Origin of the sequence: Mesorhizobium sp. M2A.F.Ca.ET.039.01.1.1, from assembly GCF_003998035.1 — a bacterium.
Classification (GTDB): domain Bacteria; phylum Pseudomonadota; class Alphaproteobacteria; order Rhizobiales; family Rhizobiaceae; genus Mesorhizobium.
On sequence record NZ_RZRY01000084.1, the window covers coordinates 1 to 14,810 of the forward strand.

A 14,810-nucleotide genomic window follows, 5' to 3' on the forward strand; every position below is an offset into this window, starting at 1 on the left:
TCCGCAAGGTTGGTGATGACGGTATCGACCCCAGGCACATCCAGCGGCGTCAGGTCGAGGTTCAGAACCTGATGCCCGCGTTTCAGCAGATAAGGTATGACGTGCCGGCCGATCTTGCCGCTGCCGCCGGTGAAGACAATCCGCTTGCCCATGGCTTCCTCCGAGCGAATTTGTTTGATCGAGCAGCGAACCGGCCGGTCGTCCGCTATTCAAATATGCCGAAGCCGGGCACGGCATGTTTGTGGACACCGTCCATGTTGAGCTCGACGCCGATGCCTGGCACATCAGGCACCGCGATGTGGCCGTCTTCGACGATGGACTTGGCGCCATTCGGCAGGCGCACGTAACTGTCCCAGGCGTCGCGCTCCTCCAGCGCGTGCCATTCCAGCACGAGGAAGTTCGGAACGCTGGCGCAGACATGGCAGGTCGCCATCGTGCCCAGCGGCGTCGACACCAGATGCGGCGCGAAAGGCACGTAGTACATCTCGGCGAGGTTGGCGATCTTGCGGCTTTCGGCAAGGCCACCGCATTTCGGCACGTCTGGCATGACGACATCGGCGCCGTAGTTCTGGAACAGCTCCCGAAAACCCCAGCGCAAATAGAGGTTTTCGCCGACGCAGATCGGCGTCTTGGTCCGCATGCGGATCTGCTTCAGGGCCTCGACATTTTCCGCGGGGATCGGTTCTTCGAGCCACAGAAGATTGAAGCGCTCCATCTCGGTGGCGATGCGGCTGGCGCTGAGCACGTCATAGCGCGCATGCAGGTCGATGCAGAGATCGACGTCAGGGCCGGCTGCTTCGCGCACCGCCGCGACGCGCTCGATCATCGAACGCAGCTCGGCGCCGTTGATGGTGTGGTTCACCGCATCGAACTTGCCCGGGTGGCGCAGATTGTCGATGTCGAATTTCAGCGCCGTGAAACCTTCCGCAACCATGCGGCGGGCGCGAGCCGCGCATCCCTGCGGCGATCCCGATTCGTCGTCGCCGTCGCCGCAATCGGCATAGAGCCTGATGCGGTCGCGGAACTTGCCCCCGAACATACGGTAAAGCGGCTGGCCGGCGGCTTTTGCCGCCACGTCCCACAGCGCCATTTCGAGCCCGGTGAGGGCGATGAGAAAGATGCCGGCCTGCGCGCCGGAGAAGACATGATCGCGGCGGATCTTGTCCCAGCAATATTCGACATTGCGCGGATCCTGGCCGATCAGTTCCGACTTCAGTTCCGAGATCAGACCGACGATTGCGGCCGCGCCTGCGTCGGGATTGGCCTCGCCATAGCCGGAAATGCCGGCGTCCGTATCGATCCGGATGAGGGTCGCCTTGCCGTGATAGGCCACGACCGCCGTTTTGATGTCCACGATCTTCATCGGATCCCTCTCCCGTGATGGCGCGCGCTCACAAGTGCAGAATTCTGCCCATGGGCCAAACTTGTCTAATAAGCATACAAGAATGACCAATGCGCCGTAAACCCCCTTCGATGGATTTTGCATCTGCGGACGTTCGAAGGTGCCGGTGCTCGTTGTTTTGCTTGGGAAATTCAGAGGCGTGTGCCAAGAATCCCGAAACTCAAACTTCACACTTGTTAGACGAGTATATAAGCGTATAAATTGGGCGACCACAGAGCTATGGCTCATGCGTGTCGCCAATCGGGAGGAACAGGATGCAACAGCGACAGCTCGGATCGTCGCCGGTGAAGGTATCGGAAATCGGCCTCGGGACTTGGGGGATGTCCGGCGCGTTTTGGGGCGCGGCTGACGACGAAGAGTCGATCCGGGTGATCAGACGCGCGCTCGATCTCGGCATCACGCTGATCGACACGGCCGAAGCCTATGGACACGGCCATGCCGAGGAGGTCGTCGGACAGGCGCTGGCCGGCCGCCGCGACAAGGCCGTGATCGCGACCAAGGTCGCGCCCAATCATCTCGAATCCGCCGCGATCGAGGCGGCGCTCGACGGTTCGCTGAAGCGCATGCGGACGGAATATGTCGACGTCTATTTCGTCCACTGGCCGAACTCGGATTTTCCGATCGGGCCGACCATGGAGATGATGGAGCGGCTGCGCGCGTCAGGGCGGATCAAGGCGGTCGGCGTCTCGAATTTCAGCATCGCCGACATGGACAGCGCCCGTCAGCACGGCGTCATCGACGTGCTGCAGCCGCCCTACAACATGCTGTGGCGCGAGGTTGAAGCCGAGACGCTGCCCTATTGCCGCAAGCACAATGTCGGCGTCATGCCATACAGCGGTCTCGCCCAAGGACTGCTCACCGGAACGCTGTCAACGGACACCAAGTTCGTCGAGGGCGATGAGCGGCGCACGACGGTGCTGTTCCAGCCGGGCACCTATGAGCGGGCGGTGAACGCCGTCGACATGCTCAAGCCGATCGCGGCGCGCTACGGCAAGACGGTTCCGCAACTTGCGATACAGTGGCTCACCAGCCGGCCAGGCGTCAGCTCGCCGCTGGTCGGCGCCCGCACCGTCAAGGAACTGGAGGAGAACGTCGAGAGCGCCGGCTGGACGATTTCCGACGCGGACATCGCCGCTATCGACAGGATCACTGCCCCGGTCTGGGCGGAAATCAAGGACAAGGGCGACATGTTCGGTTTCCGTGCACGCCAGCGCCAGGAACAACAAGCGAAGAGAGCATAGTGCACTTCCGTGGGATTGCTCCACGTCAAGCCCTGTCCTCCCGGCACGCTACGGCGCGGCCAGCGCAAATGCTGGCTGCGCCGCTTCTTCAGCGAGGCAGGCCGACCGCGGTGGTCTTCTTGAGGTGCCGGCGCATCGCTTCCTCGGCCCGCTTTTCGTCGCGCGCCACGAGCGCCTCGTAGATAGCCCTGTGCATTTCGGTTGCGGAGGGCAGCGCATGGGGCATCTGGTTGCTGATGCGCCTGCTCGCCATCTGCCACCACCGGGACGAATACATGAAACGGTCGAGGATCCTGTTCTGCGCCGCCCGGCAAATCTCCATGTGGAAATCCAGATCGAGCTTCAGATAGGCGTCGGGATTGTCCTCGCTGGCCGACATCGCCGCCAGCAAAGTGCCAAGGCGTTCGAGATTTTCCTTGGTCATGTGCTTGGCCGCGATGGCGGCGATGGCCGGTTCGATGATGATCCGGGTCGCATGCGCTTCGGCCAGGATCTCGCGCATCTGCTCATGCGGCAGCCAGTCGATGAGCAGTGGGCTGAGATAGTCCCACTCCTCGGCTGGACGCAGCACCACGCGCCGCCCTTGAGCGATCTCGATCATATCGAGCGACGCGAGGATCTTCAGCGCCTCTCGCGCGACCGCGCGCGAGACTCCGAATTCCTGCAGGATCTGCTGTTCCGACGGCCCCTGGGCGCCGGCGACACCGCTGCCGGCGATGCGCCGCGCCAGCACGCCCGCCACCTGCTTGGGCAAAGTTTGAAGCTTGACCTCGACGGTATCCATCACTAACATCCACTTGTCTGATAAGCTTATAGGCTGATAGCTAGATATGCAGTCAACTTATCTCATAAAAACGCTCACTAGCCGATAACACGGCCTGCGGGAAGGGAGCATCGAGCGGTGTCCAGCCGCCGTGCCCCGTTGCCGCCGTCCGAGGTCACGATCGATACGCCTGCTACCGAGCGAGGCGTGTTGGAGCGCAAGTGCCGATCGCCCGGAGGCTCGCAAGCGTCGTTCGGGAACCAATCCACGCAGTCTAGCGGCGGGAGGAGCACGCCGCAGCTGCCGAGGCTGAAAGTCGTCGGCCGTCCCTGGATGGACCGACCAGTCAAACCAGGAGGAGATTGTGATGTCCGGAACCTTATCGAGACGTAAATTCCTTGCCGCGAGCGCGGCAGTGACGGCCGGCTCGCTTGCCGCGCCGTGGGTTGCCAAGGCAGACGCCAAAGAGATCACCGCATTGCTGATCACGGGCGGCCCGCTCTATCCCAAATACTGGGAGAAGATCGTTCAGGACTTCACCGCCAAGACCGGCATCAAGGTTCGCTACGACCTTCTGGAATTCACGCCCCTGACGGCGAAGGTGGTCACGTTGAGCGCGGCGCGGTCGAGCCAGTACGACGTCTACAGTACCCATACGGCGCAGATCGATTCCTACTTCAACCATTTCGCGCCGCTGAACAGCTATTTCAGCGACTCCGAGCTGGCGGACTTCTATCCCGTCGCGGTCAAATACCTGCGCGATCCCAAGACCGGAAATCTGGCGGCGATTCCGCGCAACATGGATGCGCGCGTTCAGTACTACCGCAGCGACATCTATCAGGAAAAAGGCCTGAAGCCGGCCGAAACCTGGGAAGAACTGGTCGATGTCGGTCTGAAACTCACCGGCGACGGTCACTATGGCCTTGTCGTGCCGGGACAGGGCGATCCGGCGCAACGCACCTTCAGCGACCTGCTCTGGCAGGCAGGCGGCGACTGGGTCGACCAGGCCAACAAGCCGGCCTTCAACTCCGAAGCCGGCATAAAGGCGCTCACCTTCTATCGCGATCTGATCCAGAAGCACAAAATCGTGCCGCCCGACGCCGTCGGCTATCAATGGAACGAGAACTCGACCGAATTCTCGTCCGGCACGGTCTATGCCACTTTCGATTGGCCGGGCGCCTTCGCCACCCTTTCCAATCCGGAAACCTCGCGCGTCGTCGGCAAATGGTCGACGGCGCCCTATGTGCGGGACAAGGCGGCGATCTCATGTGCCATCTCGCATGCCATGGCGCTGAATGGCCAGTCCGGACGCAAGGAACCCGCCGTCGCGTTCATCAAATACACGGTCAGCACCGACGCCCAGCGGCTGCAGTTCGATCAGTTCACCAACTTCCCGAGCAGCCAGAGCCTGGCCAAGGAAGTGATCGCCGCGGCCAAGGGCCCCCAGGCGACATGGCTGCAACAGCTCGAGACGACGATCGCCAACGGCAAGGAGTGGCCCAAGCTTGCCGGCTTCTCGAAGGTCTGCACCTTGATGTTCTCGGCCATCGAGCAGGCCCTGTCCGACCAGGCTTCCCCCGCCGACTCGCTTAACCAGGCGGCGACCGAGGCGGAGGACATCATGCGCCGGGCCGGGGCCTACGATTGAGCATGGCGCCCGTTGCGCAGACGCGGGTGTCAGGGCGCCGGCGACGTTCGCCGCTGCCCTACACCTGGCAGAGAGGATACCTGCTGGCCAGCCCGGCGCTTTTCGTCATGCTGGCCATCCTCATCTATCCGCTCGGATACTCCTTCATCATGAGCTTCTTCCGCTGGGACCTCAGCGGATCGGCGCCATTCGTCGGAACGGGAAACTACACCGACGAGCTGTTCGGCCGCCAGTTCAACCAAGCGCTCCGAAACCAGACCATCTTCAGCGTCGTTTCCATCACGATCGAAGTGGTGGCCGGCATGGCGATCGCTGTGCTCGTCAACGGCAAACTGCGCGGCATGCGCCTCGCGCGCACCTTGCTCCTGGTCCCGCCGATGATCGCGCCCGCCGTCGTCGGCCTGAATTTCCGCTGGCTGTTCAACACCCAGTATGGGCTGGTCGACGCGCTGCTGCGCATCTTCAACCTGCCCGACATTCCGTGGCTCACCCATCCGGCCTGGGCGCTCGTCTCGGTGATCGTCGCCGATGTGTGGCAGAACACGCCGCTGATGGTGCTCCTGTTTCTTGCCGGCCTGCAATCCTTGCCGCAGGAGCCGCTCGAGGCGGCCACAGTGGACGGCGCCACGCCATGGCAGCGCTTCTGGCATATCGTGCTGCCGCTGATGCGTCCGGTCATCATGATCGCGCTGATGCTGCGCATCATCGACACGTTCCGCACCTTCGACGTCGTCTGGCTGATGACGCAAGGAGGACCGGGCGGCGCCACTAACCTGCTCACGGTCTATTCCTACCTGCTGGCGTTTCAGGCGGTGGATTTCGGACACGCGGCGGCGGTCTCCTACATCGCGCTGGGCATGTCGCTGTTCGTGCTCGGCCTGCTTTACGGAGTGCCGTGGCTCATCGCGAAACGGAGGGCGATATGACCGAAGCCGTCATCGTCGGCGCACGTTCCATGCCAAAGCGCCGGCGCCGCCGGTTCACGGCGGCGATCGCCGGTCGGTATTTGGCGCTGGTCCTGACCGTCGCGCTCACCGTTTTTCCGCTGGTGTGGCTGTTCCTGACCTCGATCCGCAGCTCGGCCGACATCTTCTCGGTTCCGGTGCACATCATCCCCGAGACCGCGACGCTGACGCAGTATGTCGCGGTCTTCGCCCAGTACGACACGATGGGCTATGTCTGGAACACCGTCATCGTCTCGGTGGCGACGGTCGTCCTCGTCCATCTGCTGGCCATCCCCTGCGCCTATGCGCTGTCGCGCTTCAGGATGCCGGGCGCCATGCTGATCTTCGGGCTGCTTTTGATCATGCGCATGATCCCTGTCATCGCGCTTGCCATCCCGCTCTTCGCCGTGTTCGCAGCCATGGGCCTGCTCGACACCGTCTGGGCGCTGATCCTCAGCCATACCGCGGCCAAGCTGCCGGTCGCCATCTGGCTGCTTCTGGGCTTCATTCAGGATGTGCCGAAGGAGATTGAGGAGGCCGCCCAGTCGGACGGCGCCGGCACCGTGCGCACGCTGGTCCAGATCGTCGCGCCGCTGATTGCGCCGGGCATCGGCGCCAGCGCCGTGATCACCTTCCTCTTCACCTGGAACGACCTCTTGCTCGCCTTGACCCTGACTTCGAGCAAGGCGGCGCAGACGCTGCCCGTCGGGCTCACCAATTTCGTCTCGCAGTATGGCATCGACTGGGGCGCCATGTCGGCCGCCGGCGTGCTCATGGTCATCCCGACCTTGGTGTTCGTCTGGTTCGCCCAGGGGCTGCTGGTCAAAGGCCTGACGACTGGTGCGGTTCGCGGTTGAACGGCTGGAACGATGGTTGAACGCAACTGAGTGACGATCGCTGAGGCTTGCGCCTCAGCGCAGATTGGAGGAACGGAATGCAAGCTGACCAGATACCGGCGATACCGGACATTTCCCGGCCGCCACGAGAACTGGTCGACGCGCTGGCGGCGATCGGTTCGGCGACGCTGGCCAGCGAGCTCTACCACAAGATGGGCATTCGCGACCCGCAGATCCGCGGGCCGCGTCCCTTGCGTTCCGGCAGCACGGCGGCAGGGCCAGCGCTGACGCTCCAGTGCATGCCGAAGCGCGAGGATCTGTACAACGAGACGGAGTATGAGGAGCCTGAGCGGCAACTGCACCGCCACGTGCTTTATCCCACCCAGCCCGGCGACATGGTGGTGGTCGATGCCCGCGGCGATCTGGGCAGCGGCATTTTCGGTGAGATGATGCTGACCTATTTTGCTGGGCGGGGCGGCGCCGGCGTCGTTGTCGACGGCTGCATTCGCGATTCCGCCCAGGCGGCGGCGCTCGATATCGGCATCTGGGTGAGGGGCGTCACGCCGAATTTCCACGCCCAGACCAACATCGTCCCCTTTGCCGTCAACGTTCCGATCGCCTGCTCGAACGTCCTGGTCATCCCGGGCGACATCGTCGTCGCCGACGACGATGGCGTTGTCGTCGTGCCGGTCGCCCTTGCCCCCAGATTGGTCGAGCTCGCCGGCGCGCATATCGAGTGGGAGGAGTTTTCGCGCGCGCGGCTCGCGCAAGGAGGAGACCTGCGGAAATACTACCCGTTGAGCCCCGAGGGCGAGGCCGAATACCGCGCATGGCGGCAGGCCCAAGGAAAATGAGCCGCGCCGGTACGGGAGAAGAATAGGTGTCCGCAATCGAGATAGAACAGCTCGGCAAGAGCTTCGGCGCGGTGGAAGTTCTGCGCGACGTCAACATCGAAATCGCCAGCGGCGAGTTCGTGGTCCTTGTCGGTCCGTCGGGCTGCGGCAAGTCAACGCTCCTGCGCATCATCGCGGGACTCGAAGAGCATACGACTGGTGAGATCCGCATCGGCGGGCGCGTCGTCGACGAGATGCCGGCCAAGTCGCGCGACATAGCCATGGTCTTCCAGAGCTACGCGCTCTATCCGCATATGAGCGTGGCCGACAATATGAGCTTCGCGCTTCGGCTGGCCAAGGTTCCCAGGTAGGAGATCGTCTCCAGGGTGAAGGCGGCGGCCGAAATCCTCGGTCTGCAGGACCTGCTCGGCCGCATGCCGCGTCAGCTGTCCGGCGGCCAGCGCCAGCGTGTCGCCATGGGTCGCGCGATCGTGCGCGCGCCCTCGGCCTTCCTGTTCGACGAGCCGCTCAGCAATCTCGACGCCAAGCTGCGCGTGAAGATGCGTGCCGAGATCAAGAAGCTGCACCAGCGGCTCGGCCGCACCAGCATCTACGTCACGCATGACCAGACCGAGGCGATGACGCTCGCCGACCGAATCGTGGTCCTGAACAAGGGCCGCATCGAACAGATCGGCACCCCTTCCGAACTCTACGAGAAACCGGCCAATCTGTTCGTCGCGGGCTTTATCGGCTCCCCGGAAATGAATCTCATCGAAGGTCGCGTCGACAACGGCGCGTTCGAAGCCGGTTCAGGCCTTCGCCTGCCATTGCCCAAAGGTCTGGAGTTCCACGGCGCACAAGAGGTGATTTACGGGATCCGTCCTCAGCACATCATCGTCGGGGGCGATCACGCGAGGGCCAGCGTCCAGGTGGTGGAGCCGACAGGAGAGGCTCAGGAACTGACGTTGAGGACAAGCGGGGTCGAGCTCGTGGCCGAAGTTCGGGATCAGCAGCCGTTCAAGCCCGATCAAGAGGTTGGGTTAGAGGTGATGGTTTCGAAGGTCCACCTATTCGACGCGCGAAGTGGCATGAGGATAAATCAGGACGAACTCGTCAGAGGGTAGGGGGAACTGCTCGCCCGTGGAGCTCGCGTTTAAGCGGCCGAGGCCGCGAATGGGTGCACTCGGCCGGATCGCGCGCGACCAATGGCGACCGAACCAGCTCAGCCGACTGCGCCGGCTGAGCTCGCGTTCCGAGGGTTACAGCCGGCGCCTCAGGCCCGCTTCTCATAATCAATGACGATGCGGCCCTGGATGTCACCCTTGTGCATACGGGAGAAGATGTCGTTGATGTTCTCGAGCTGTTCGGTCTCGATTGTCGCCTTGACCTTGCCGTCCCCCGCAAAGTCCAGCGCTTCCTGCAGGTCGAGCCGTGTCCCGACGATCGAACCGCGGACCGTCACGCCGTTGAGCACGGTATCGAAGATCGACAGCGGGAAATCGCCTGGCGGCAAACCGTTGAGCGACACCGTTCCTCCGCGGCCGACCATTCCGAGCGCCTGCTCGAAGGCTTTCGGCGACACGGCGGTGACAAGAACCCCCTGGGCGCCGCCGACCTCCTTCTTGACGAAGGCGGCGGGATCGGCCTGGCGGGCGTTGACGGCCAGCGCGGCACCGAGGCGTTTGGCGAGGTCGAGCTTCGCATCGTCGATGTCGACCGCAATGACGTTCAGCCCCATCGCCTTCGCGTATTGAACCGCCAGGTGGCCGAGCCCGCCGATACCCGAGATCACCACCCATTCGCCAGGCTTGGTATCCGTGACCTTGAGGCCCTTGTAGACGGTGACGCCCGCGCACAGGATCGGCGCGATCTCCGTGAATGATATGTTGCCCGGCAGATGGCCGACATAATCGGGATCGGCAAGGACGTATTCGGCAAAGCTGCCGTTCACCGAATAACCGGTGTTCTGCTGCTCCTCGCAAAGCGTCTCCCATCCGCCGAGGCAATGTCTGCAGTGGCCGCAGGCGGTATAGAGCCAGGGCACGCCGACGCGATCGCCTTCCTTGACGTGCTTGACGCCTGATCCAACGGCCACGACATGCCCGACACCCTCATGGCCGGGAATGAAGGGCGGCTTAGGCTTCACCGGCCAATCGCCTTCGGCGGCGTGCAGATCGGTGTGGCACACGCCCGTGGCCGCGATCTTGACGAGGATCTGGCCTGCTCCGGGCGTTGGCACCTGAACCTCTTCGATCACGAGCGGCTTGCCGAACTGGCGAACGACGGCTGCTTTCATAGTCTTGGGCATGGAATACTCCTGGGTTGTGAGTGGGTCCTATTTCAGGAACTGGCGGAAGCGCCGCAGCGAGAACGCAAACAGGAGCGTGCTGATGACCAGCAGCGCCGCGAGCTGCGGCCACACGACATCGAGGCCCGCGCCGCGGAACAGCACCGCCTGTGCCAGCATGACGAAATGTGTGTTGGGCGCGGTGAACATGATGGCCTGGATGGCCATGGGCATGCTCTCGCGCGGCGTGACGCCGCCGGACAGCACCTGCAGGGGCAGGAGCACCATCATCAGCAGCAGGCCGAATTGCGGCATGGAGCCGGCGACGGTGGCAAGGAATATCCCCAGGCAGGTCATGGCGACGATGTCGAGCGCCGCGCCCACCATGAATAGCGCGATCGATCCGTTGATGGGGACCGACAGCAGCCCCTGGATGACGACGACGAGTGCAAGGCCGGACGCCACGAGCACGACAATGCCCATCGACCAGATCTTGCTCGTCATGATCTCGAATGCGGTGACCGGCATCACCAGAAGATGCTCGATCGTCCCGTGCTCGCGCTCGCGGATCAGCGCTGCGCCGGTGAGCACGATAGACAGCATCGTGATCGAGGAGATGGCATTGGTGATGGCGCCGAACCAACCCTTGTTGAGTTCAGGGTTGAAGCGCGCCCGCAGGTCGAGGTCGACGGGCAGGGAGGCCTTGGAACGATAGCGGTCGAGGAATTCGTTCACTTCTCCCGAAACGATCGACTGGATGTAGCCTCCGCCGGTAAAGGCCTGCGACATCCGGGTGGCGTCGATGTTGAGCTGGACCGCCGGCGAGCGGCCGGCCAGCAGATCGCGCTGGAAGTTCGGCGGAATATCCAGCGCGAAAGTATCCATGCCTGAATCCATGCGGCTGTCCATCTCCGGCTGGGAGATGAGCAAAGGCGCGGTGAAGTAGGGCGGATAAAATGCCGTGACGACGCGCGACGAGACCGGCGACTGATCCTCATCGACGATGGCGATCGGAGCGTGATTGAGCGTCTCGGGCATCGCCTTCGAGGCGGTGTAGATGGCGGCGGTGAAGGCATAGACGATCAGCACGAGCATCATCGGGTCCCGCATGAGACCGCGCAGTTCCTTTATGCCGAGATTGTATATGTTGGCGATGCGCATCAGCGGGCCTGTTTTTTCAAGAATGCCGCTCCAAGGCCGAGCAGCACCGGGATGGCGACGAGCATCGGCACGAACGCGCCGGACAGGTCGGCAAAGCTGAGCGCCTTGGAAAAGACGCCGCGCGAGATCGTCACGAAATAGGTGGTCGGATAGATCCGGCCGACGAATGCGCCGACGCCCAGGAGCGACGACACCGGGTCGATCATGCCCGAATATTGGGTGGCGGGGATCATGGTGATCAGCGCGGTTCCGAAGATCGCCGCGATCTGGCTGCTCATGAAGGTCGACAGGAAAAGCCCCATGGCCGTCGTGGCCGTGACATAGACAAGGGCGGCGGCGGCGAAAGCCGGAAGGCTGCCGGTCAGCGGCACACCGAAGAGGAAGACGGCGAAGCCCGTCAGCAGCACGAAGTTGAGCATCGCGAGGGCGACATAGGGAATCTGCTTGCCGATCAGGAACTCCAGCCGGGTGACGGGCGTGACGTAGAAATTGATGATGGAGCCGAGCTCCTTCTCCCGCACCACGCTGAGCACGGCCAGCATTGCCGGGATCGCCAACAGAAGCATCGGGATAACCGCCGGAACGATGGCATCGAGACTGCGGACGTCGGGATTGTAGCGGTAGCGGATGTCGAGCTGGAAGGCGCTGGCGGTGGCGGCGTCGCCATAGAGTTCACGCGCCTTCCGCGTCAGCCAGCCGGCATGCATTCCCGAAACATAGCCTTGCACGGTTTCGGCCCGTGTAGGCATAGCGCCGTCGATCCAGGCGCCGATCGTGACGTCGCGGCCGCGCGCGAGGTCGCGCCCGAAGCCGGGCGGGATTTCGATTGCGAGGCTGAGTTCCCCGTCCTCCATGCGCCGGTCGAGATCGGCATAGTCGATGATCGGCGCCTTCTCGGTGAAATAGCGCGAGCCGGCGATCTGCAGCACATAGTCCCGGCTGATCGTCGTGTCGTCGTGATCGAGGACGGCGAAGGAGAGGTTTTCGACGTCCATGTTGATGCCGTAGCCGACGACGAACATCAGGATGAGGCTGCCGACGGTCGCCAGCGTGGCCCGGATCGGATCGCGCAAGAGTTCAAGCGCCTCGCGCCGCGTGTAGGCGAACATGCGGCGCAAATCGAAGGAACGGCCTGTGCCGCTCCTGCCAGGGCGACTGGCCTGCGCTTCCTGGACCGGCATCGTCCCGGCCGTCATGCTCGGCGTTTCTGCCTGCTTGCCTGTCGCCTCCTCGAGATATCCGACGAAGGCTTCCTCCAGCGTTGCCGCCGACCGGCTTTTGACGATCGCGGCCGGCGTGTCGCTGACCAGGACCTTGCCGGCATGCATGAGCGAGATGCGGTCGCAGCGTTCCGCCTCGTTCATGAAATGCGTGGACACGAAGATCGTCACGTTCCGCTTGCGCGAGAGGTCGGCAAGAATCCGCCAGAACCCGTCGCGGGCAACCGGGTCGACGCCGGAGGTCGGCTCGTCGAGGATCAGTATCTCCGGAGAATGGATCATCGCCACAGCCAGCGACAGCCGCTGGCGGATGCCGAGCGGCAGCGCTTCGGGCAGCGTGTCGACATTGTCGGCGAGGCCGAATTGCTGCGCGACCTCCTCGACCCGGGGCGGGATCGCCGCATCGGCCATGCCGAAGAGGCGGGCATGGAGCTCGAGATTCTGCCGGACCGTCAGCTCAGAATAGAGCGAGAATCCTTGCGACATGTAGCCGACGCGCCGCCGCACCTCGATGTCGCGGGGGTCGATCTCGCGCCCGAACAGCCGTGCCTTGCCCTCGGACGGCTCGAGCAGCCCGGTCAGCATCTTCATCGTGGTCGTCTTGCCGCAGCCGTTCGATCCGAGGAAGCCGAAGATCTCGCCGCGGCCAATGCGGAAGCTCGCGTCGTCGACGGCGGTGAAATCGCCGAAGCGCATGGTGAGGTGTTCGGCCTCGATGGCAGGTTCGCTGTCGGCGCCGGCGGGCCGCGGAGGGATCACCACAGGCTCGTGGCTGTCCCGCTTCTCCGGCGGGAGAAGGGCTATGAAGGCGGCGTCCAGGTCGGGCGCGCCGGTTCTTTCGAGCAGGTCGGCCGGGGTTCCGGAGGCGAGCACGCGGCCCGCGTCCATGGCCACCAGCCAGTCGAAGCGCGCGGCCTCTTCCATATAGGCCGTGGCGATGATGACGCTCATGCCCTCGCGACCCTTGCGGATTTCGCCGATCAGTTCCCAGAACTGGCGGCGCGACAACGGATCGACGCCGGTGGTCGGCTCGTCCAGGATCAGGAGGTCCGGATCGTGGATGAGGGCGCAGCACAGGCCAAGCTTCTGCTTCATGCCGCCCGAAAGCTTGCCGGCCTGCCGCTCGGCGAAAGGCGCCAGCCCCGTTCGCTTCAGAAGCTCGCCGATGCGGCGCTCGCGCTCGCGCCGATCATGCCCGAACAGGCGGCCGAAGAAATCGATGTTGTCGAAGACCGACAGCGTCGGATAGAGGTTCTTGCCCAGGCCTTGTGGCATATAGGCGATCCTGGGGTAGGCGCTCTGCCGGTGGCCGAGATCGGCCATGTCGCCGCCCAGCACCTCGACATGCCCCTGCTGGATCGTCCGTGCTCCGGCAATCAGGGAAAGCAGGCTGGATTTGCCGACGCCGTCCGGCCCGATCAGGCCGACCATGCGGCCGGCCGGGAAATCGAGCGTTACGGCATCGAGAGCCCTGACCTTTCCGTAAGCGTGGCCGACATTCTCCAGCCGCGCCACGTAGCTTGACGGAAGGCCCGCGCCGGCGTCCGGCCGCGCATTCATTGCACGAGCTTTCCCTTGAGGCTCGCCGGCCATGAGGCCTGCGGATCGAGCCGCACATAGGCCACGCCGGGCAGGCCGGTTTTCACCTGCTGGATATATTTGCGGAGCAGCTCCGGTGCGATGTGCGCCTTGATCCGGAACATGAGTTTCAGGCGCTCCTCCTCCGTTTCGACCGTCTTGGGCGTGAACTGCGCGACGTCCGCGACGAAGGTCACCTTGGCGGGGATGATGTATTGCGGCGCCGCGTCGAGCACGAGACGCACATCGGAGCCGATCGCGACGCGCCCGGCCTGAGCGGTCGACAGGAAGAAGGTCATGTAGACATCGCCGAGGTCGACGAGGTTGAGCACGCGCCCGCCGCCCGCCAGCACCTCTCCGGGCTCCGCCACGCGGAACTGGATGCGCCCGTCGCGCGGCGACGCCAGCGTGGCGTCGCCGATATCGGCGTCGATGCTTTCGATCGCGGCCTGCGCCGCGTCGACCGTGGACTTGGCATCGACCACCTGCGCCCGCGCGGCGTTGATGGCCGCTTCACTGGCGGCGAGTTGGGCCTGCGCGGCGGCGACGGCGGCTTTCGCGCTCTGCTCGGCCGCGCGGTCGTTGTCCAGGACCTGCTGGGAGACGGTGTTGTTGACCGCAAGCTGCTGCGAGCGCGCCAGGGTCCGATCGGCGGCGTCGAGCTCGGCTTCGCGCTGCGCGACGACAGCGCCGGCCGCCGTCTTTTCAGCCTCGCGCTGCGTCACCAGGCTGCCAGCGGTCTCGACCCCGATGGTGGCGCGCTGAAACTGCGCCTCGGCCTGGCGGCGCTGCGCCTCGAGCTGCGCGGTATCCATGTGGGCAAGCACCTGGCCGGCCTTGACGAAATCGCCTTCGCCGACAAGGATTTCCTTGATCCGCCCCGCCGCCTTCGTCGAG

General features: G+C 64.0%; 12 protein-coding genes and 1 pseudogene. 6 read left to right on the forward strand and 7 right to left on the reverse strand.

What is annotated here, in order from left to right; genetic code table 11:
* Together EOA24_RS42925 and EOA24_RS09550 are read right to left on the reverse strand one after the other, a co-directional pair.
* Nucleotides 1–152: NAD-dependent epimerase/dehydratase family protein (locus EOA24_RS42925; RefSeq protein ID WP_133374484.1), on the reverse strand; the 152-nt coding region annotated here is incomplete at its 3' end.
* A 53-nt stretch (nt 153–205) separates the two neighbouring features.
* Nucleotides 206–1,363, reverse strand: a complete 1,158-nt coding sequence (locus EOA24_RS09550; RefSeq protein WP_126078753.1) for a mandelate racemase/muconate lactonizing enzyme family protein — start codon at nt 1,361–1,363, stop codon at nt 206–208.
* 293 nt (nt 1,364–1,656) lie between these two features.
* Here EOA24_RS09550 and EOA24_RS09555 point away from each other — a divergent pair, with 293 nt between their 5' ends.
* Nucleotides 1,657–2,643, forward strand: a complete 987-nt coding sequence (locus EOA24_RS09555) for an aldo/keto reductase (protein WP_127409764.1) — start codon at nt 1,657–1,659, stop codon at nt 2,641–2,643.
* Nucleotides 2,644–2,731: 88 nt separating this feature from the next.
* Here EOA24_RS09555 and EOA24_RS09560 read toward each other — a convergent pair whose 3' ends face one another.
* The gene (locus tag EOA24_RS09560; protein ID WP_042638970.1) at nt 2,732–3,427 is read right to left on the reverse strand and encodes an FCD domain-containing protein; all 696 of its coding nucleotides are present in this window, start codon (nt 3,425–3,427) and stop codon (nt 2,732–2,734) included.
* Nucleotides 3,428–3,773: 346 nt separating this feature from the next.
* Here EOA24_RS09560 and EOA24_RS09565 point away from each other — a divergent pair, with 346 nt between their 5' ends.
* From EOA24_RS09565 to ugpC, 5 genes and pseudogenes are all read left to right on the forward strand, one after another.
* A complete protein-coding gene (locus EOA24_RS09565; protein WP_126078751.1) occupies nt 3,774–5,054 on the forward strand; it encodes a sugar ABC transporter substrate-binding protein in 1,281 nt (426 codons plus the stop codon).
* Nucleotides 5,055–5,056: 2 nt separating this feature from the next.
* Entirely contained in the window at nt 5,057–5,980 is a 924-nt protein-coding gene (locus tag EOA24_RS09570; protein WP_126078750.1) for a sugar ABC transporter permease, read from the forward strand.
* Nucleotides 5,977–6,855 (forward strand): carbohydrate ABC transporter permease, encoded by an 879-nt coding sequence (locus EOA24_RS09575; RefSeq protein WP_126078749.1) that lies wholly within the window; start codon nt 5,977–5,979, stop codon nt 6,853–6,855. The genes EOA24_RS09570 and EOA24_RS09575 overlap by 4 nt, the downstream gene beginning before the upstream one ends.
* A gap of 92 nt (nt 6,856–6,947) precedes the next feature.
* Nucleotides 6,948–7,688, forward strand: a complete 741-nt coding sequence (locus EOA24_RS09580; protein ID WP_189353896.1) for a ribonuclease activity regulator RraA — start codon at nt 6,948–6,950, stop codon at nt 7,686–7,688.
* 26 nt (nt 7,689–7,714) lie between these two features.
* A pseudogene (gene ugpC / locus EOA24_RS09585) lies at nt 7,715–8,791 on the forward strand (sn-glycerol-3-phosphate ABC transporter ATP-binding protein UgpC).
* Between the two features lie 149 nt (nt 8,792–8,940).
* Here the strand turns inward: ugpC and adhP are convergent.
* The 4 genes from adhP to EOA24_RS09605 all read right to left on the reverse strand — a co-directional run.
* Complete coding sequence (gene adhP, locus EOA24_RS09590) at nt 8,941–9,975, reverse strand: alcohol dehydrogenase AdhP (protein ID WP_126078746.1); 1,035 nt, start codon at nt 9,973–9,975, stop codon at nt 8,941–8,943.
* A gap of 27 nt (nt 9,976–10,002) precedes the next feature.
* Entirely contained in the window at nt 10,003–11,115 is a 1,113-nt protein-coding gene (locus tag EOA24_RS09595; protein WP_126078745.1) for an ABC transporter permease, read from the reverse strand.
* Nucleotides 11,115–13,895, reverse strand: coding sequence for a ribosome-associated ATPase/putative transporter RbbA (gene rbbA / locus EOA24_RS09600; RefSeq protein ID WP_245491008.1), 2,781 nt, complete (start codon nt 13,893–13,895; stop codon nt 11,115–11,117). Before rbbA ends, EOA24_RS09595 begins: the two co-directional genes overlap by 1 nt.
* The coding region (locus EOA24_RS09605) for an HlyD family efflux transporter periplasmic adaptor subunit (protein WP_127409766.1) at nt 13,892–14,810 on the reverse strand (919 nt) is incomplete at its 5' end. The genes rbbA and EOA24_RS09605, both read right to left, overlap by 4 nt.

Excerpts from the sequence above, each read along its gene's own strand:
- EOA24_RS09550 (WP_126078753.1), bottom strand. The coding sequence starts at position 1,363 with ATGAAGATCGTGGACATCAAAACGGCGGTCGTGGCCTATCACGGCAAG.
- EOA24_RS09555 (WP_127409764.1), top strand. The coding sequence starts at position 1,657 with ATGCAACAGCGACAGCTCGGATCGTCGCCGGTGAAGGTATCGGAAATC.
- EOA24_RS09560 (WP_042638970.1), bottom strand. The coding sequence starts at position 3,427 with ATGGATACCGTCGAGGTCAAGCTTCAAACTTTGCCCAAGCAGGTGGCG.
- EOA24_RS09565 (WP_126078751.1), top strand. The coding sequence starts at position 3,774 with ATGTCCGGAACCTTATCGAGACGTAAATTCCTTGCCGCGAGCGCGGCA.
- EOA24_RS09570 (WP_126078750.1), top strand. The coding sequence starts at position 5,057 with ATGGCGCCCGTTGCGCAGACGCGGGTGTCAGGGCGCCGGCGACGTTCG.
- EOA24_RS09575 (WP_126078749.1), top strand. The coding sequence starts at position 5,977 with ATGACCGAAGCCGTCATCGTCGGCGCACGTTCCATGCCAAAGCGCCGG.
- adhP (WP_126078746.1), bottom strand. The coding sequence starts at position 9,975 with ATGCCCAAGACTATGAAAGCAGCCGTCGTTCGCCAGTTCGGCAAGCCG.
- EOA24_RS09595 (WP_126078745.1), bottom strand. The coding sequence starts at position 11,115 with ATGCGCATCGCCAACATATACAATCTCGGCATAAAGGAACTGCGCGGT.
- rbbA (WP_245491008.1), bottom strand. The coding sequence starts at position 13,895 with ATGAATGCGCGGCCGGACGCCGGCGCGGGCCTTCCGTCAAGCTACGTG.